The sequence below is a fragment of the Yersinia thracica genome (assembly GCF_902170565.1).
GTDB lineage: Bacteria > Pseudomonadota > Gammaproteobacteria > Enterobacterales > Enterobacteriaceae > Yersinia > Yersinia thracica.
Window position 1 is genome coordinate 139,617 of sequence record NZ_CABHXX010000030.1, and the last position, 17,222, is coordinate 156,838.

Consider the following 17,222-nt stretch of genomic DNA (forward strand, 5'->3'; position numbering starts at 1 on the left):
GTCTAAATTTAATACAAACGGCTGGCCCATCTGGGTGCAGCCGTTTTTTATAGCATCTGTGTCTTTATAGCTGCTTATGCTACGCTTTATTCTTCTTCGCTTTCATCACTGGCAGGCCGTTTACTGCTTAAACCATATTCGCGTAGTTTATTGGCAATCGCGGTGTGAGAAACCCCTAGCCGTTTGGCTAGTTTACGTGTGCTCGGATAATTACGATAAAGGCGAGTTAAAACAGAACGTTCGAACCTTTTACTAATATCGTCGAGCGAACCATCAAGCACTTCATCCCCTAGCGCCGTTTCAACTTCAAACTCCGGTAAGACGATATCCTGTGGCCGCAGCTCGGCTCCATCCAATTGCGTCAAAGCACGATAGATAGCATTTTTCAGTTGGCGCACATTGCCTGGCCAACCATAATTTGTTAGGAAACTGCTCAGTTCAGGTGCCAACTTTGGCCGCGGCACACCTTGTTCGTCAGAAAAACGGGCAACAAATAGCGCCGTCAGAGGCATGATATCCGCTTGTCGCTCACGCAACGGCGGCAGAGTGATGGTCAACACATTGAGGCGGTAATAGAGATCTTCACGGAATTCACCGCGCTGTACTAATTCCACTAAATTCTTTTGGGTGGCACAGATAACCCGCACATCGACATGCACCTCATGCTCTTCCCCGACCCGGCGGAAAGTTCCGTCATTGAGGAAGCGCAACAGTTTGATTTGCATACGAGGCGACATTTCGCCGATTTCATCTAAGAGAACTGAGCCGCCGTTTGCCTGCTCAAAGAACCCTTTTTTACCTTCGACTGCATTGGGATAAGCCCCGGCGGCATAGCCAAATAGCTCACTTTCTACCACATCGTCGGGTAAGGAAGCACAGTTAAGGCCGAGGAAGGGCATTTTCCCGCGCGGGCTGCGCAAATGGCAAGCGCGAGCTAACAAGTCTTTGCCCGTACCGGTATCACCGACTAACAGTAAAGGCGCATCCAGCATCGCTAATTTACGTGCTTGGTCAAGCACTTGGCGCATCTTAACGCTGGTGGCAACTATCTGTTTAAATTCAGTATCATCATTTACTGATAAAGTTTGCAGTTGTTGCCCCATGCGCGCAGTGGATTTTAACATGACCACCGCACCCACTGTTTGATTCTGCTGGTTTTCGTCTTCTAGCTGAATCGGGGTGATCTCCAGCAGGTAATCCTGATTATTGATCAGCACACGTTCGGTATGAGGCGCGGTTTCTCCGCCTTCAAACCAACGGGCAAAGTTATAGCCCCCCAGTAGGCTGCCTGCTGTTTTATGACGAATTTTCTCCTCATTGAGGGAAAATAACTCACGGGCAGCGGGATTAGCTAACTCAAGGTTGCCTTTTAAATCGATAGAAAATACCGGTTCTGGCATGGATTCAAGCAGCGCCCGCAGTGAGCGGTGCTCCCGCTCTGATGGCATAAAGGAGACGGTGCGGACATCTGTAACACCATCAATACGCCGGATGTCCATCATTAATGCACTAAATACACTGAAATCCAGTTGTGAGAAATTCAGATAAATACGGCCAATCGGATCAATTTCGATCCCGCGTAAATCAATACCGCGTAAAACCAAGAGATCAAGTAACTCTCTCGTGAGACCGATTCGGTCTTCGCAAAAAACTTCCAAGCGCATCAGTATCGCCCTTATATATGGCAGGTGCGGAATATCTGCCTATGATAATACCCTGTCCCCCCTTGCTGATGAAGCAGTCTGTCAGCAAAAGTTGACAGGAATCGGCTTTTCGCTGTTTTTTTTATCCAATCAAACTCGCATTTATAAGAGGATCAACCCCTATAACCATCATATATAGCGAGTTATTATTTTTTATACTAATAAATTAGAATAATATAATGATAAGTAGCGTCAGTATCCTCGTCAAGAACAGGTGACACTTTGCTTTATATCGGCCATCTGGCTATAGTATACATAGCCAATTGACCGAGGAGGTTACATGAGAGCATATCACCCGACCCCAGCGACCAAAACTGGGGCGCTATGGCGAGAGATTGGTTTGCCCGCCAGCCGCGGCACTGTATTGGTCGATAGCATCAAAATGGGCTTTTCAGTTGATGTCATTGACGGCATCCATTTATGGGCTTCTATCCCTAAAGCTGAAATCTTGCGGGCCACGGGTATTCCCAGCCGCAGTCTGACCCGCAGGCGCACACATGATGGCCGTTTCACCCCTGAAGAGAGTGAACGAATTGCCCGTTTCGTCCGAGTCATGGATGCCGCAGTTGATCTATTTGGCGGTGATAAGGGCAAAGCTATCGCCTGGATGTCTACCCCGATTAAAGGCCTCGGTCACCGCAGCCCAGACTCCTTACTAGAAACAGAAACCGGTGCACTGGAAGTCTGTGATTTAATTGGGCGTTTGGAGCACGGCGTATTTTCATAACTCTGTGGCGCAAAGAATAGGTCAAAGGGAAAGTAAACTATAAGGATCAGTAGATTATGAATAAAGCCCCACTAGGCCGGCACTTATGAAATTCTACCGTATTGTGATGCGCCGTTATCTGGCGTCAACATGGACCGGTTATGGTGCCGAAATCTATGGTGGCCGCTGGAATCATAAGGGCCACGCCGCCATCTACTTAGCCAGCAGTGTGTCTTTGGCGATGCTGGAAACATTGGTGCATATCCAAGACAGCTCAACGCTGGGTGAATTCGAGCTATTCCAGATTGAAATCGAAGATAGCCATATTCTGTTACTTCAGCCGCAGGATTGGCCCGCTGACTGGCGCAGTGATCCCGCACCTGCGACCACAATGGATATTGGCACCGAATGGTTGGAACTGGAATCATCACTCGCATTACTGGTCCCATCCACTCTGGTGCCGTCAGAAAACAATCTACTGCTCAACCCTCGACATAAAGATTTTCAGGCTTGCTTAAACAGTGTTCAACCGCTCTCTTTTGCCTTTGACCCGCGGCTGAAATAGTCTTTATGACGGAGTTGCTTTATCTTTCTTTGGTAATGTATTTTTCAACTGGCTGATCAACTGTCGGCGGAAATCTCCTAATTTGGGTTTATCATCCCCTAACCACGGCAATGGCCTGCACAATTCCATCGCTTTAATCCCCAGTCGGGCAGTTAACAGCCCCGCCCCAATACCTTGCGCGGCCCGTGCCGACAAACGCGCGGCTAAATCTTGCGATAACCAATCCATGCCGACCTCACGCACCAATTCAGAGGCACCCGCAAAGGCGATATTGAGCAGCACCAGACGGAACAAACGCAGGCGGCTGAAATAGCCCAATTCAATACCATACAAAGCGGCAATACGATTAATTAGACGAATATTTCGCCAGGCGATAAATGCCATATCGACCAGCGCCAACGGGCTGACGGCAATCATCAATGCTGATTCTGCGGCATAGCGGCTGATTTCAGCCCGCGCCAAATTATCAAGTGAAGGCTGTACCAGTTTGGCATACAATTCAACAACTTCACGATCATTATGAGTTTCATGTAGCGAAGCATGCCAGCGCTGAAGTGCCGGATGCCCTTGATCCAGCCCCGCCTGACGCGCCAGCTTTTCACAAAATACCCGCCCTTGGCCGATTCCGTGACTCACCAGAAGCTCTCGTGCAATATCACGCTCTTCTGCCCGTTGCCGTAGGCGATATAACCGCCGCCACTCCGTCACCACCGAGCCAACCCCCGCCAGCACGATAAGCCCACCGGCTGTAGTGGCTCCCAACGCAATCCAATCCTGCTGTTGCCAGGCCTGATTAACCCATTGCACTGACTGAGCAATCACACTAACACCAAAGAGTGCCAGCCCCACAGTGACCATTTTGCGCCATAAGCTGCGCTTGGGTTTCAATGCGGCATTAACCAGCCCCTCTACTCGACCTTCTTCATTTTCGGCGTCCAGTTCCGGGGCCGCTGGATAGAAATTCTCAGCGGCATGGGGGTCAAAAGCCTGTGCGGCTTTTAAGACTGGCTCATCTAAGGGTTGCAACGGCTGCTCAAAATCGATCCGTGGTTTTAAAGGTTCGCTCATCGCAGTTTATCTCCCAATAAGAATTCCATTACCGCGTCGAGACGAATATGCGGTAATGGGCTGTCAATATGCACGGTTTGAGGACGGAACTCGTCAAAATGGAACCCTTGCTGCTGCCAAAAAGCGGGGCCGGGCAAACGCGCAGGAACATCGCCGGGGAAGACCGTCAGCGGCAGACCATCGCCTAATCGGTGACCGCGTAACGCGGGGATTTTTTGCCCCTGATGGTCAACAATACCACTTTCCGTCGCCTGCACCGAGGCCAGCCCGACACAATCCATGCTGATCCCTTCAAATGCCGCATTCTGCCAAGCTTCCTGTACCAATTGTTGCAGCAAAGAGACCAAATTAGCGTGTTGATCGGCTGTCACATGGTCGGCTTTGGTGGCGGCAAACATGAGCTTATCAATACACGGAGAGAATAAACGGCGGAATAGCGTGCGTTTTCCATAATGGAAACTCTGCATCAATTGTGTCAAAGCCAGGCGCATGTCGTTAAACGCCTGCGGCCCGCTATTCAAAGGTTGCAGACAATCCACCAGCACGATTTGCCGATCAAAGCGCACAAAATGCTCTTTGTAAAAACCTTTAACCACCGAGTTGCAATAATAGTTAAAACGGGCGCGTAACATCCCCAAATTAGAGTGTTTATCGGCCTGAGCTAGCCGTGATTCACCAAGGCCACTCACATCCGTCCATGGGAAGAACTGCAATGCAGGTGCCCCCGCCATATCACCCGGCAACACAAACCGCCCCGGCTGAATGAAATGCAACCCTTCATTTTTACAACGAATCAGATAATCAGTATAAGCCTGAGCAATCGCCGCCAGTTGATTTTCATCGGCAGGGGCCAGTGGATCACACTGCTGACACAGCGTCAGCCAGGGTTTAGCCCACTCAGCACGGGAACCTTGCAACAAGCCCGCCATCTGGTGCGACCAACTTAAATAATCTTGTTCCAGCATGGGTAAATCCAGCAACCATTCACCTGGATAATCGACAATTTCCAGATACAAGGTCGAGGTCTCTTTAAAGTGGCGCAAAAGAGAATCACTGGAACGAAAACGCAGCGCCAAACGAATCTCACTGACGCCACGGGTCGGCGTCGGCCAATTTGGCGGTGTACCGTATAAAGAGGCCAGACCTTCGTCGTACCTAAAGCGCTGAATGCCCAAATCGCGCTGCGGCACCCGTTTCACGCCGAGTAGGCGCTCTTCACGCACAGCAGAAAACAGCGGTAAACGTGCGCCGCTGTGAACATGAAGTAATTGATTCACTAAAGAAGTGATAAAAGCGGTTTTCCCGCTACGGCTCAGGCCGGTTACGGCCAAGCGCAGATGTCTATCCATCCCGCGGTTGACCAATGATGTAATCTCATTTTGCAGTCGTTTCATGCTTCTCCTTAGCAAATTGACCCACTGCTGCTCCCATCGCACGTTTCAGCATGGGTTCCAGCATCATCAGCAGTAACCAGCGCAAGGGTTTACGGCTGACATTCTTGACAATAAAGCCAGCGGCACCCGCTGGGCCATAGGTCAAGGCCACACTAAAAATTATTTTAATTAGTGTAGTTAATACTACACCTGCGCGGGTACGAGCAGAGTTATTGTTCATATTTATGCCCTCCGGCAGGCTTCACTGTAAATTGAATGAGTCACATTACAACTGACGAAAACGGCTCTGTACTCCGAAAGTGTCGGAAGTCACATAGCGCTCGACCTGGCGCAGGCGTTGCTCCCCAGCGCCCAGCTCATATTCTAGTTGGTCAAGAAGCTGGCGCGGTGTCGCTTCATGATGCGCACTGAAACTAGACGCAGGTGCCGGTTCCAGCATAAAAGTCAGCACGATATAAGCCGCAATAGTGAAAACAAACAGGCCAAAAAACAGCGACAACACCACCATCACGCGAATTAATCGTACCGGAATATCAAAATAATGCGCTAACCCGGCACAAACGCCTTTGACCATACCCTCTTCGGGCACGCGATAGAGTTTTTTCTTACTTAACACGTTATTTTTAAATGAATTATTTTTAAACATATCGCCCATTATGATTGCCTCCAGTTCGGATGCTCTGCATCAAGAATTTCTTCCAAAGTCTGAATACGCTCACGCATCCGACGGGCATCGTCAGTTAACTGCGATAACCGTTGCATATCCTGATGGCTGAGTTGAGCACCACTTTGCTGGCGATTGCTGTAATGCAGCCATAACCAAATCGGCGCAACAAACAGCACAAAAATTGTCAGCGGTATAGCAAGAAACAGGATACTCATTCATTCCCCTTAAATTTAGGCTCGCGGGTATCCGCGTTGTCGTCATGGCAGGCCGCCTTTCTCCCGACGGCCTGCCCGGTATTTTTTTGCAATTGAGTGCCAACTTACTCAGCTGAATTCATTTTTGCTTTCAGAGCCGCCAGCTGATTGCTGATTTCGTCATCCGCTTTCAGTTCAGCAAATTGGCTTTCCAGTGATTTTTGTTTGCCGATACCCACGGTTTCAGCCTCCGCCTCCATATGGTCGATACGGCGCTCAAACTGTTCAAAACGTGCCATCGCCTCATCCAGCTTGCCACTGTCTAACTGACGGCGAACATCGCGAGAAGATGCCGCAGCTTGGTGGCGCACTGTCAGAGCTTGCTGTCTGGCCCGAGTTTCAGTCAGTTTACTTTCCAGCTCCGTGATTTCGTGCTTCATCCGGTTGAGTGTTTCATCAACGGTGGCGACTTCACGTGTCAGCGTATCAATCAGCGCCGCCACTTTTTGCTTTTCAATCAGGGCAGCGCGGGCCAAATCTTCTTTATCTTTGCGCAAAGCCAGTTCGGCTTTATCCTGCCACTCTTGCTGCTGACTTTCACTGTGATCAATGCGACGCAGCAGTTGTTTTTTCTCAGCCAGTGCCCGGGCTGATGTTGAGCGGATCTCCACCAGCGTATCTTCCATTTCCTGAATCATCAGCCGCACTAACTTTTGCGGATCTTCAGCTTTATCCAGTAATGTGTTGATGTTGGCATTCACAATATCGGCAAAACGAGAAAAAATACCCATAATTTACATCCTCTAATTTATTGGCGTTTGGTTGCGCCGATTCACATCATCTCGATAGAGATATATCAAGAGTCGTGCCAACTTTTAAGGAAAGTTAATGAATTGAAAAACAACAAAAAAATATTTTTGACTGTTTGAGAATAAAAGGTAGAGTGATTATTTTAACCAACTATTGGCGAATTTCATCATGAGCGAGCAAATAGAAAACCTGTTAGGCGAAGCAAACTCTTTTATTGAGGTGCTAGAGCAAGTTTCCGGGCTGGCAAAACTGAATAAGCCGGTATTGGTGATTGGTGAGCGGGGAACCGGCAAGGAGCTGATAGCTCATCGTTTACATTATTTATCAGACCGTTGGCAAGGGCCGTTCATTTCACTTAACTGCGCTGCATTGAATGAAAATTTACTCGATTCAGAGTTGTTTGGGCATGAGGCTGGGGCTTTTACCGGCGCGCAAAAACGCCATCTTGGCCGCTTTGAACGCGCCGACGGGGGCACGCTATTTTTAGATGAACTGGCCACTGCGCCCATGTTAGTGCAGGAAAAACTATTAAGGGTGATTGAATATGGTCATCTGGAGCGCGTGGGGGGGAGCCAACCTTTACAGGTGGATGTGCGTTTAGTGTGCGCGACCAATGATAACTTGCCCGCGCTCGCGGCCGCCGGGAAATTCCGCGCGGATTTACTCGACCGCCTGGCATTTGATGTGGTGCAACTGCCGCCCTTACGTGAGCGCCAACAAGATATCATGCTGCTGGCCGAGCACTTTGCCATTCAGATGTGTCGGGAATTAGGTTTGCCATTGTTTCCCGGTTTTACACCTCAAGCCAAACAACAATTACTGGAATATCGTTGGCCGGGAAATGTTCGTGAGCTAAAGAATGTGGTCGAGCGGTCGGTATATCGTCATGGCGATAATAATGAGGCGTTGGATAATATTATTATTGACCCCTTTGCTCGCCGGCCGAGCAGAGAAAATGAAAGTCTCGAGAGCAATGATACTGACACCGCAGCGGGCGAATTCCCCTCCCTGCCCCTTAATCTTAAACATTGGCTACATAACAGCGAACATCACATGCTCCAACAGGCCTTGGAACAAGCGCGGTTTAATCAGCGGAAAGCCGCCAGCTTGTTAGGATTAACTTACCATCAATTGCGGGGCATGCTAAAAAAACACGCAATTTTGACCAGTGATAATGAACAAGAGTGAGTAAGTTTTTGAATGCTAGCTATGGTTAATTAAAAACCATAGCTAGCATTTAATTAACGCCCTCCAGGCCTCGTAGATATTTATCTTTCACACAAGCATTAACCATCAAATTAATTAGATAAGCTGCCTGGGCAAAGTTGGTCATCCCTTTTGACGAATCACCATGCGTTGTATCTTCTGCAATGGCACCGTACCAATTATCATTAACTTTTATATTAACAGCATTCACCGGAGAGTTCCCAGGTCGCCACATCACACTGACATTAAATTTCTGTATCATCTTATTATAAATCATAGTGCCATTATCAGCATCACATTGTGATTGTAAACTACCCGGCATAACGGCAAAACTAACGCTATTGAATATGGAAATAATAAATATAAGACTATAGTTAATTAGTTTCATGGGTTAATCTCTATTATACTTTCTGATGAATGAAAATGTTAAATTATGACTACAGAATTGTTATTAGCATGAACATACTATTATCCCCACGACTGTGCTCGTGAGTGTCACGTTTAAATTCCGTATGTTCTAAATTACCAAAGCATGAATTTATCATAGGGTTAACCCCTAACCTCATCATCCAACTACGTGCCAGTAATATTGGGGTTCTTCTTGTAAATACTGCGGGAAAAGGCCCGTCACTCGCTGTTGAGCGAGTTTGTACGAATCGATGATTATTAAAATAAGTGTCACTTCGCATTGTATCGCGATAAATATAATATGCAGTTTGAGAGAATATTTGCCGAGGTTCAATTCTGCGGTGTGCCATCCACTCAGACAAATAGGATGAGTACCGTAAAATCCTAGATATTTCACTATGTTGAGCATGACCATCACGCTGTAACAAAAACTCTAATGTAGAGCTTGCACTATACATATTATCGGTTGCTCTTATTTGATATATATAGACTCTTGCATTGGCATCCCCCTGCGCATCCATTCTACGCAAAATTCTCTCGGCATATTGATATGCGAAAAAACGGTTAGAGGTTGTCGAAATAAAAGAACTACTATCGCTACTGGCACCACCACGATGACAACTCCGACCACTGAGGTGCTCCACAATATCATTATTATTTCCTGAGGCGACAAAACCGTTATTGAATATATCTTCATAATCACGAGAATCTACACGCCAGACAATATCAGGCGGTTTAGCCTCGCATTTGCAGGCTAATAAGATATTAATGAAACACAATAAAATGACTTTAATTAATATCATTATCAACCTCTCGGGAGCAATATTAATACCTAATTTTAATTAAAGGAAAATATAAATATATACGGTAGAAGATATCCGAAAAAAACTATTATCTATACAATAAAACGACTTAATGCATGCATAAAAGAATATAATCGACAAGGAAGCATCATTTGATTTTATGTTTTTATGAATGAATAGCAGGCAAAAAAAAAGCCAGCACCCGAGCTGGCTTAAAAAACACTGGAAGCAATGTGAGCAATGTCGTGCTTTTCTGTCAAAAGCCTGAAACTTTAGGCCTTGTCCCGAAGAGCAAAGCAATGATAATGGTTATCAATAGCACTTGCAAACACTTTGTTGAGAATTTTTCTCATTACCATACTGATTATGATGAGATTATGCGCGGCCACAGAATAAAGTACTTCTCCACCTAACAATAGGCATCTATGATTTCTCAATGAATAAACAATCATTTACTGTTTATTGCTGCAACAAGCAGCAGACGGCGCAGTTGTTTTGCTCAATGGATTGGGGGGAGTGTCAGATTACGGTACACTAGAAGTATTGCTTACTGACTGCGAAGCCTTTATGCGTGCTTTATTTATTTGGATGCTGTCGATTTGGATGCTATCGCTGGCGTGCCTTGCGCCCCCAGCACTGGCGCAACCTACCCCAGCCGCCGACCCCACTCAACCACTGACGGATATCCGCCAGCGTGGTTTTGTCTATTGTGTCAGTGGGATACTGAATACGTTCAACCCACAGATGGCCAGCAGCGGATTAACCGTCGATACACTGGCGGCACAGCTTTATGACCGCTTGCTGGATGTCGACCCTTATACTTACCGGTTAATGCCTGAATTAGCCGAGAGCTGGCAAGTGCTGGATAACGGCGCGACCTACCGTTTTCATTTGCGTAAAGATGTTCCTTTCCAGACCACGGATTGGTTTACTCCCACGCGAAAAATGAATGCTGATGACGTCGTATTCAGTTTTCAGCGCGTATTTGACCCACAGCATCCTTATCATGATGTCAACGGCGGCGAATATCCCTACTTTGATAGTTTGCAATTTGCTGACGCGGTACAAAGTGTCAAAAAACTTGATGACTATACGGTTGAATTTAAACTGAAAGCCCCCGATGCTTCCTTTCTTTGGCATCTGGCGACCCATTATGCGCCGGTGCTTTCAGCTGAATATGCTGATGTCTTAGCCCAAAAGGGCCGACAAGAACAAATCGACCGCGAGCCAGTGGGCACCGGCCCTTTCTTGTTAAACGAATATCGGTCTGGGCAATATATCCGCTTGTTCCGTAACAGTGACTATTGGAAAGGTTTGCCGCGTATGCCGCAGGTTGTCATTGACTTGGGCGTAGGGGGAACTGGCCGATTATCCAAATTACTGACTGGCGAATGTGATGTATTGGCCTACCCAGCCGCGAGCCAGTTATCTATTTTACGCGATGACCCCCGCTTGCGCCTGACACTGCGCCCAGGAATGAATGTCGCCTATTTGGCCTTTAATACCCGCAAACCGCCGCTGAATGACCAACGCGTCCGGCAAGCTATCGCCTTATCAATTAACAACCAACGATTGATGCAATCAATCTATTACGGTACGGCTGAAACCGCAGCGTCCATTTTACCTCGCGCATCCTGGGCTTATGACAACCAGGCTCAAGTAACTGAATATAATCCAGAAAAAGCCAAAGAAATCCTCAAAGAGTTGGGTATCACTAAACTGCAACTCAACTTATGGGTGCCGACGGCATCTCAGTCTTATAACCCCAGCCCATTAAAAACAGCCGAGTTAATACAGGCCGATTTAGCGCAAGTCGGGATCACGGTGAATATCGTGCCAGTCGAAGGCCGTTTTCAGGAAGCTCGCCTGATGGAGATGAACCACGACCTAACCCTCTCTGGCTGGTCAACCGACAGTAATGACCCGGACAGTTTCTTCCGTCCATTATTAAGCTGTGCAGCAATTCGTTCGCAAACAAACTATGCTCACTGGTGTGACCCTGAGTTTGATGAATTGCTGCAAAAAGCCTTACGTTCCCAGCAATTATCGGCGCGTATTGAATATTATCAGCAGGCCCAGCGTATTCTGGAGCAACAACTGCCATTGTTGCCCTTGGCTTCATCCTTGCGGTTGCAAGCATACCGATATGATATTAAAGGGTTAGTTTTAAGCCCGTTTGGTAATTCTTCTTTTGCCGGTGTGTTTCGCGAAAGTCAATCTCGCGAAAGTCAGAGCGACGAGGGTAAAAAGCCATGATAATCTTCACGTTACGGCGCTTATTGCTGCTGGTGATAACGCTGTTTATGCTGTCATTGGTCAGTTTTAGTCTGAGCTATTTTACCCCTCATGGCCCTTTAAGCGGCGCATCGCTACTGGATGCTTACCCGTTCTATTTCAGCAGCTTGCTCCAGTGGGATTTCGGCGTTTCCAGCATTAATGGTCAGCCGATCAGTGAGCAATTGCGCGAAGCTTTCCCCGCCACCATGGAACTCTGTGTTTTGGCTTTTACTCTGGCCCTGTTTGTCGGCATTCCTCTGGGGATTATTGCGGGGGTGATGCGCGGCAAATTTGCGGATATTGCCATTAGCTCAATGGCACTTCTCGGTTTCTCTATTCCGGTGTTTTGGCTGGCGCTGTTATTGATGCTGTTCTTTTCACTGCATTTGGGCTGGTTGCCCGTCTCCGGGCGTTTTGATCTCTTGTATCAAGTCAAACCCGTCACCGGGCTGGCCTTGGTTGATGCCTGGTTATCAACCTCGCCTTATCGTAAAGAGATGATGCTCAGCGCGCTTGAGCACATGATTTTGCCCATCACGGCTTTAGCCGTGGCCCCCACCACCGAAGTTATCCGCTTAATGCGCACCAGCACCGATGATGTTATCGGGCAAAACTACATTAAGGCGGCGGCCACCCGAGGTTTATCCCGATTCACCATTATTCGCCGCCATGTCCTGCACAATGCGTTGCCCCCCATCATTCCGAAATTGGGCTTGCAGTTCTCAACCATGCTGACATTGGCAATGATAACGGAAGTGGTTTTTAACTGGCCGGGGCTAGGTCGCTGGCTGATCAATGCGATTCGTCAACAAGATTACGCCGCTATCTCCGCAGGAGTGATGGTGGTCGGCTCGTTGGTTATCGTCGTTAATGTGCTGTCGGATATTCTGGGCGCGATGATGACACCGTTAAAGCATAAGGAATGGTATGCCCTTCGATAATGTCTACCGCGAGAAGAAAATGCCCAGCCCGCTGTTGTATACCTGGCGGCTTTTCTATGCTGATGGCCTGGCGATGGTGGGGTTTTACGGTGTCCTGGGGTTGTTGGCCCTGTGTCTGTTGGGCAGTACTCTGGCCCCTTATGCCCTCGACCAACAGTTTTTGGGCTACCAATTGCTGCCGCCCTCCTGGTCACGTTACGGTAATGTCTCTTTCTTTCTGGGCACTGATGACTTAGGGCGCGATATTTTAAGCCGCTTATTGGCCGGCGCGGCATCGACTTACGGCTCCGCGCTGCTGGTGACGGTGGCGGCAGCCCTGTGCGGCGTGGTGTTGGGGGTTTTTGCGGGTATCACCCATGGTTTTCGTTCGGCCATTCTTAATCACGTGCTGGATACATTGCTCTCTATTCCATCACTGTTGCTGGCCATCATTGTGGTGGCCTTTGTCGGCCCCAGTTTAGAACACGCGATGTTCGCCGTCTGGCTGGCACTGTTACCTCGCATGGTGCGCACCATTTATAGCGCCGTGCATGATGAACTGGATAAAGAATATGTCATTGCCGCTCGTCTGGACGGCGCGTCCACCCCGCATATTTTGGCCTATGCCATTTTTCCTAATATTGCGGCGGTGTTAGTCACTGAATTTACCCGGGCGTTATCGATGGCGATTTTGGATATTGCGGCATTGGGTTTTCTCGATTTGGGTGCACAATTGCCCTCTCCGGAATGGGGCGCGATGCTCGGGGACTCGCTGGATTTAGTCTATGTCGCCCCGTGGACGGTCATGCTGCCCGGCGGAGCTATTTTGGTCAGTGTGTTGTTGGTTAACCTATTAGGTGATGGTATGCGCCGAGCGATTAATGCAGGCGTTGAATAATATGGAGTCTAATAATGCCGTTACTTGATATTCGCAACCTCACTATTGAGTTTATGACCGCTGAAGGGATGGTGAAAGCCGTTGACCGCATCAGTATCACCCTGACTGAGGGGGAGGTTCGCGGGCTGGTCGGTGAGTCTGGGTCAGGTAAAAGCTTGATTGCTAAAGCTATCTGCGGAGTGAGTAAAGACAATTGGCGCATTACCGCTGACCGCTTTCGTTTTGATGACATTGATTTATTGCAACTGACTCCACGTCAGCGCCGTAAGGTGATCGGCCATAATATTTCGATGATTTTTCAGGAGCCGCAATCCTGTCTGGACCCATCCGAGAGTATTGGTCAGCAATTGGTGCAAGCTATCCCCGGTTGGACGTATAAAGGCCGCTGGTGGCAGCGATTGCATTGGCGCAAACGTCGGGCCATCGAGCTGCTGCACCGGGTGGGGATTAAAGACCATAAAGATATTATGCGCAGTTATCCTTATGAGTTAACCGAAGGCGAATGCCAAAAAGTGATGATTGCTATCGCGCTGGCCAATCAGCCCCGCTTGTTGATTGCCGATGAGCCTACCAATGCGATGGAACCGACCACTCAAGCGCAAATTTTCCGCCTGCTGGCGCGGCTTAATCAAAATAACAACACCACAATTTTGCTGATAAGCCATGATTTGCAGATGATGAGTAAATGGGCTAACCGGGTTAATGTGCTGTATTGCGGTCAAACGGTGGAAAGTGCAGTTTGTGAAGATCTGTTGGCGGCCCCGCACCATCCTTATACTCAAGCGCTGATCCGTGCCATGCCCGACTTTGGTCGCGCGCTGCCACATAAGAGTCGGCTGAATACTTTGCCGGGAGCCATTCCGTCGCTGGAACATTTGCCGATTGGCTGCCGTCTGGGGCCGCGCTGCCCTTATGCACAGAAAACCTGCATTGAAACACCGCGCTTGCGCTTGGTGAAAAACCACGCCTTTGCCTGCCACTTCCCCTTAAATCTGGAGGAGCAATAATGGCCGAGACGCTGCTCGAAGTCCGAAATCTGAGCAAAACCTTCCGCTATCGCACCGGGTTATTTCGCCGTCAACATGTCGAGGCGGTTAAATCGGTCAGTTTTACCTTGCGTGAGGGGCAAACACTGGCGGTAATTGGTGAGAATGGCTCGGGGAAATCCACCCTGGCGAAAATGCTGTCGGGCATGATTGAGCCGACTGACGGTGAATTGCTTATTGATGACCATCGTCTGGTGTATGGCGATTATGCTTATCGCAGCCAGCGTATCCGGATGATTTTCCAAGACCCCAGTACCTCATTGAACCCCCGTCAGCGTATCGGCCAATTGCTGGATGCGCCGCTGAAATTGAACACTGACTTAGATGCCGCGGCACGCGAACAGCGCATTTACCAGACGTTACGCCAAGTGGGGCTGTTGCCGGATCATGCTAATTATTATCCTCATATGTTAGCCTCCGGCCAAAAGCAGCGTATTGCGCTGGCGCGGGCCTTAATCCTGCAACCAAAAGTGATTGTTGCCGATGAAGCTTTGGCCTCGTTGGATATGTCCATGCGCTCACAGATTATTAATCTGATGTTGGAGTTACAGGAAAAACACGGCATATCCTATATTTATGTCACCCAGCACTTGGGCATGATGAAGCATATCAGTGACCAGGTGATTGTGATGCATGAAGGGGCGGTAGTGGAGCGCGGCAGCACCGCCGAAGTGCTGGCAGCGCCCCTGCATGACCTGACCAAGCGGTTGATTTCCAGTCATTTTGGTGAAGCGCTCACCGCAGATGCCTGGCGGCGGGATACCGCGAACTTCTAACTGACTCACTGGCGGCCATGAGCACCAACTCGGTTTTGGCGATATGGAATCTCTACCCGCGATCGCGGCCAACTGCTGACAAAATCAAATGAAGGGGAAACGTGCCGTTGGGGTCGTAGTCGCGTAAGCGACCGAAGCGCCCCTAGGTGCGGTCCCCCCTTCACTCACTGAGTTATAAATAGCTTTGCCATTAACCTCGGTTTTTTATGCTCTCAAGCCGCCCTTTACCCAGTTACTGGCTAACGTAATGACATTTTTGTTATATATAATAATATGTTATTACTTTTAGTTATTGATTATGGTTTAACGTTATTTTATCTCGCAAACCCAATCGGCAATGATATCCACTGTGTTCATTCCATAAAACAACAGGATATTTCGCCGATGTTGAACCCCCACTTCTGCCATAACGCCCAGCCAGATACCCCGCGACTCGCCCTGTTCATTGCTCATCCGCACCCGTCACAGGGGGCTGCGGCTTGTCACCCACATTTACCTTTAACTTTGGCGTGTTGCTGCCCCTAACGGAGGTCACTATGGTGCAATTTAGACGGCAAGATAATGCTCATTGGTATCATGAAACTCAGCGCAGTGGCCGCACTATTACCGCGCAAATTACCGACGAAAATGACACGGCGCATAGCGGTAACATCAGCAATCCCTATCATGGCGAAAACCTCATTGAACAAGGTGCCTTCCTGCTCGGCTTAGCCAAGGATATTCCCACCCCTTTAGGTGATATTTTACAACAGCATGCCGCGATTTTATCTGCCTCAGATGCCATGTATCAGGCGCTTTTCCCCCCGGCTGTTGAACTAGACCCCGAAAATACTTTTTCTCTGTATGACCGGTTAAGCAGCGCCTTGACTGTTGCTCAGGTTACTGGAGTCCAACGATTATGCAGCCACTATGCCGCCCGCCTTACCCCACTTTCCAGCCCGGACGCCTCGCGGGAAAGTAATATGCGGCTTACACAAATCACCCAATATGCACGCCAACTCGCCAGCCAGCCGACTTTGATTGACCGGCATGCACTGCAACAATTGGCTGAGGTGGGGCTGACAAATGCAGATATTATTGTTTTATCGCAGATAATTGGTTTTATCGGTTTCCAGGCCAGAGTGGTCGCCGGTTTTTCTGCTCAAGCAGGTTATCCGACCGTCATGCTGCCCGGTTTCCCACGGATGGAAGATGCCCCATCAAGCCCGCTGCCCGAAAGTCAGCCACAATGGCACGGTTGGCTGCCCTCATTGACGGAAAATGCGTCTATTGCCGCCGAAGAATCACCGGTTGATGTCGAAGTCACACTCAACCAGCTGCTTGCCTACCATCAAGAGAGCTTATCAGCCTATAATGCGATTACCACGCAGTTGGATACCCTAGAGCAAGCCCCCTTTTCACCGACCAGCGAATCTGACTGGCAAGAATTAGTCTCACTGGTGAGCGCCCGAATCAACGGCAGCCTCTACTGCCAAGCCTGGCATCAGCATAATTTGCAACAACTGACCGGAAATAGTTCATTATTAGCCGCGTTACAGACCGGAATTGACAGTGCTTTGAGAGAGGCGGCTTACCCCAATAATCCAGTGATTCAGCAACTTATCTCTGTTACCGCCGAACTGACTCGCGCCCCGGAGCGCTTTAGTCACCAGCATATTAGCCCGTTGCTGGCTCTGGGTCTCAGTGATAAACAGCTGCTCAGTATTATTTTCTGTATTGCCTCGGCGGGCTGGGCCAACCGCCTCCGCCACACACTGGGGCAAAGGGTTTGACTCAAGCCC

Annotated in this window: 19 protein-coding genes; 9 read left to right on the forward strand and 10 right to left on the reverse strand. The window is 48.8% G+C overall.

Annotated features, from left to right (window positions below; translation table 11 throughout):
- Positions 1 to 86 precede the first annotated feature (86 nt).
- Positions 87 to 1,664: a transcriptional regulator TyrR gene (tyrR, locus tag FTA91_RS04130; protein ID WP_050115409.1), complete on the reverse strand. Its 1,578-nt coding sequence runs from the start codon at positions 1,662 to 1,664 to the stop codon at positions 87 to 89.
- Between the two features lie 319 nt (positions 1,665 to 1,983).
- On the opposite strand from tyrR, the gene xre reads away from it, so the two are divergent.
- Together xre and FTA91_RS04140 are read left to right on the forward strand one after the other, a co-directional pair.
- Complete coding sequence (xre, locus tag FTA91_RS04135) at positions 1,984 to 2,430, forward strand: type II toxin-antitoxin system antitoxin Xre (protein WP_038632726.1); 447 nt, start codon at positions 1,984 to 1,986, stop codon at positions 2,428 to 2,430.
- Between the two features lie 85 nt (positions 2,431 to 2,515).
- Entirely contained in the window at positions 2,516 to 2,974 is a 459-nt protein-coding gene (locus FTA91_RS04140; RefSeq protein ID WP_050115406.1) for an RES family NAD+ phosphorylase, read from the forward strand.
- 3 nt (positions 2,975 to 2,977) lie between these two features.
- On the opposite strand, the gene FTA91_RS04145 is transcribed toward FTA91_RS04140, so the two are convergent.
- The 6 genes from FTA91_RS04145 to pspA form a co-directional block, all read right to left on the reverse strand.
- Positions 2,978 to 4,042, reverse strand: coding sequence for a YcjF family protein (locus FTA91_RS04145; protein ID WP_050115405.1), 1,065 nt, complete (start codon positions 4,040 to 4,042; stop codon positions 2,978 to 2,980).
- The gene (locus FTA91_RS04150; protein ID WP_050115403.1) at positions 4,039 to 5,436 is read right to left on the reverse strand and encodes a YcjX family GTP-binding protein; all 1,398 of its coding nucleotides are present in this window, start codon (positions 5,434 to 5,436) and stop codon (positions 4,039 to 4,041) included. Before FTA91_RS04150 ends, FTA91_RS04145 begins: the two co-directional genes overlap by 4 nt.
- The gene (gene pspD, locus FTA91_RS04155) at positions 5,417 to 5,656 is read right to left on the reverse strand and encodes a phage shock protein PspD (RefSeq protein WP_050115401.1); all 240 of its coding nucleotides are present in this window, start codon (positions 5,654 to 5,656) and stop codon (positions 5,417 to 5,419) included. Before pspD ends, FTA91_RS04150 begins: the two co-directional genes overlap by 20 nt.
- 45 nt (positions 5,657 to 5,701) lie before the next feature.
- A complete protein-coding gene (pspC, locus tag FTA91_RS04160; protein WP_050115399.1) occupies positions 5,702 to 6,091 on the reverse strand; it encodes an envelope stress response membrane protein PspC in 390 nt (129 codons plus the stop codon).
- Positions 6,091 to 6,318 carry an envelope stress response membrane protein PspB gene (gene pspB, locus FTA91_RS04165; protein ID WP_038632713.1) on the reverse strand — a complete coding sequence of 76 codons (228 nt, stop codon included), beginning with the start codon at positions 6,316 to 6,318 and terminating at the stop codon, positions 6,091 to 6,093. Before pspB ends, pspC begins: the two co-directional genes overlap by 1 nt.
- Positions 6,319 to 6,422: 104 nt before the next feature.
- Complete coding sequence (gene pspA / locus FTA91_RS04170; protein ID WP_050115397.1) at positions 6,423 to 7,088, reverse strand: phage shock protein PspA; 666 nt, start codon at positions 7,086 to 7,088, stop codon at positions 6,423 to 6,425.
- 187 nt (positions 7,089 to 7,275) lie between these two features.
- Here pspA and pspF point away from each other — a divergent pair, with 187 nt between their 5' ends.
- Entirely contained in the window at positions 7,276 to 8,295 is a 1,020-nt protein-coding gene (gene pspF / locus FTA91_RS04175; RefSeq protein WP_050115395.1) for a phage shock protein operon transcriptional activator, read from the forward strand.
- A 49-nt stretch (positions 8,296 to 8,344) separates the two neighbouring features.
- Here the strand turns inward: pspF and ytxB are convergent, their stop codons facing one another.
- Together ytxB and FTA91_RS04185 are read right to left on the reverse strand one after the other, a co-directional pair.
- Entirely contained in the window at positions 8,345 to 8,701 is a 357-nt protein-coding gene (gene ytxB / locus FTA91_RS04180) for a putative AB5 enterotoxin binding subunit YtxB (protein WP_050115393.1), read from the reverse strand.
- Between the two features lie 49 nt (positions 8,702 to 8,750).
- On the reverse strand, positions 8,751 to 9,524 hold the full coding sequence (locus tag FTA91_RS04185) for an enterotoxin (RefSeq protein WP_072082676.1): 774 nt from the start codon (positions 9,522 to 9,524) through the stop codon (positions 8,751 to 8,753).
- 567 nt (positions 9,525 to 10,091) lie between these two features.
- Between FTA91_RS04185 and sapA the strand changes: the two genes are divergently transcribed.
- From sapA to sapF, 5 genes are read left to right on the forward strand one after another with little or no spacing between them, the layout of a single operon-like run.
- Positions 10,092 to 11,780 (forward strand): ABC transporter substrate-binding protein SapA, encoded by a 1,689-nt coding sequence (gene sapA / locus FTA91_RS04195; protein ID WP_145535998.1) that lies wholly within the window; start codon positions 10,092 to 10,094, stop codon positions 11,778 to 11,780.
- The gene (gene sapB, locus FTA91_RS04200; protein ID WP_050115387.1) at positions 11,777 to 12,742 is read left to right on the forward strand and encodes a putrescine export ABC transporter permease SapB; all 966 of its coding nucleotides are present in this window, start codon (positions 11,777 to 11,779) and stop codon (positions 12,740 to 12,742) included. Before sapA ends, sapB begins: the two co-directional genes overlap by 4 nt.
- The gene (gene sapC / locus FTA91_RS04205; RefSeq protein ID WP_050115385.1) at positions 12,729 to 13,619 is read left to right on the forward strand and encodes a putrescine export ABC transporter permease SapC; all 891 of its coding nucleotides are present in this window, start codon (positions 12,729 to 12,731) and stop codon (positions 13,617 to 13,619) included. The genes sapB and sapC overlap by 14 nt, the downstream gene beginning before the upstream one ends.
- A gap of 14 nt (positions 13,620 to 13,633) precedes the next feature.
- On the forward strand, positions 13,634 to 14,626 hold the full coding sequence (gene sapD, locus FTA91_RS04210; protein WP_050115384.1) for a putrescine export ABC transporter ATP-binding protein SapD: 993 nt from the start codon (positions 13,634 to 13,636) through the stop codon (positions 14,624 to 14,626).
- On the forward strand, positions 14,626 to 15,441 hold the full coding sequence (sapF, locus tag FTA91_RS04215) for a putrescine export ABC transporter ATP-binding protein SapF (RefSeq protein WP_120011271.1): 816 nt from the start codon (positions 14,626 to 14,628) through the stop codon (positions 15,439 to 15,441). Before sapD ends, sapF begins: the two co-directional genes overlap by 1 nt.
- A gap of 309 nt (positions 15,442 to 15,750) precedes the next feature.
- Here the strand turns inward: sapF and FTA91_RS20030 are convergent, their stop codons facing one another.
- The gene (locus FTA91_RS20030) at positions 15,751 to 15,894 is read right to left on the reverse strand and encodes a hypothetical protein (RefSeq protein ID WP_155407225.1); all 144 of its coding nucleotides are present in this window, start codon (positions 15,892 to 15,894) and stop codon (positions 15,751 to 15,753) included.
- 83 nt (positions 15,895 to 15,977) lie between these two features.
- On the opposite strand from FTA91_RS20030, the gene FTA91_RS04225 reads away from it, so the two are divergent.
- Positions 15,978 to 17,213 carry a CMD domain-containing protein gene (locus tag FTA91_RS04225; RefSeq protein WP_145535986.1) on the forward strand — a complete coding sequence of 412 codons (1,236 nt, stop codon included), beginning with the start codon at positions 15,978 to 15,980 and terminating at the stop codon, positions 17,211 to 17,213.
- The last annotated feature ends 9 nt before the right edge of the window (positions 17,214 to 17,222 follow it).

Bases quoted from the DNA above. Each gene is read 5' to 3' on its own strand.
- pspC (WP_050115399.1), bottom strand. From the start codon at position 6,091: ATGGGCGATATGTTTAAAAATAATTCATTTAAAAATAACGTGTTAAGT.
- FTA91_RS04150 (WP_050115403.1), bottom strand. From the start codon at position 5,436: ATGAAACGACTGCAAAATGAGATTACATCATTGGTCAACCGCGGGATG.
- FTA91_RS04225 (WP_145535986.1), top strand. From the start codon at position 15,978: ATGGTGCAATTTAGACGGCAAGATAATGCTCATTGGTATCATGAAACT.
- sapF (WP_120011271.1), top strand. From the start codon at position 14,626: ATGGCCGAGACGCTGCTCGAAGTCCGAAATCTGAGCAAAACCTTCCGC.
- pspF (WP_050115395.1), top strand. From the start codon at position 7,276: ATGAGCGAGCAAATAGAAAACCTGTTAGGCGAAGCAAACTCTTTTATT.
- sapC (WP_050115385.1), top strand. From the start codon at position 12,729: ATGCCCTTCGATAATGTCTACCGCGAGAAGAAAATGCCCAGCCCGCTG.
- ytxB (WP_050115393.1), bottom strand. From the start codon at position 8,701: ATGAAACTAATTAACTATAGTCTTATATTTATTATTTCCATATTCAAT.
- FTA91_RS04140 (WP_050115406.1), top strand. From the start codon at position 2,516: ATGAAATTCTACCGTATTGTGATGCGCCGTTATCTGGCGTCAACATGG.
- FTA91_RS20030 (WP_155407225.1), bottom strand. From the start codon at position 15,894: ATGAGCAATGAACAGGGCGAGTCGCGGGGTATCTGGCTGGGCGTTATG.
- FTA91_RS04145 (WP_050115405.1), bottom strand. From the start codon at position 4,042: ATGAGCGAACCTTTAAAACCACGGATCGATTTTGAGCAGCCGTTGCAA.
- pspB (WP_038632713.1), bottom strand. From the start codon at position 6,318: ATGAGTATCCTGTTTCTTGCTATACCGCTGACAATTTTTGTGCTGTTT.
- sapD (WP_050115384.1), top strand. From the start codon at position 13,634: ATGCCGTTACTTGATATTCGCAACCTCACTATTGAGTTTATGACCGCT.
- FTA91_RS04185 (WP_072082676.1), bottom strand. From the start codon at position 9,524: ATGATATTAATTAAAGTCATTTTATTGTGTTTCATTAATATCTTATTA.
- sapB (WP_050115387.1), top strand. From the start codon at position 11,777: ATGATAATCTTCACGTTACGGCGCTTATTGCTGCTGGTGATAACGCTG.
- pspA (WP_050115397.1), bottom strand. From the start codon at position 7,088: ATGGGTATTTTTTCTCGTTTTGCCGATATTGTGAATGCCAACATCAAC.
- tyrR (WP_050115409.1), bottom strand. From the start codon at position 1,664: ATGCGCTTGGAAGTTTTTTGCGAAGACCGAATCGGTCTCACGAGAGAG.
- xre (WP_038632726.1), top strand. From the start codon at position 1,984: ATGAGAGCATATCACCCGACCCCAGCGACCAAAACTGGGGCGCTATGG.
- pspD (WP_050115401.1), bottom strand. From the start codon at position 5,656: ATGAACAATAACTCTGCTCGTACCCGCGCAGGTGTAGTATTAACTACA.
- sapA (WP_145535998.1), top strand. From the start codon at position 10,092: ATGCGTGCTTTATTTATTTGGATGCTGTCGATTTGGATGCTATCGCTG.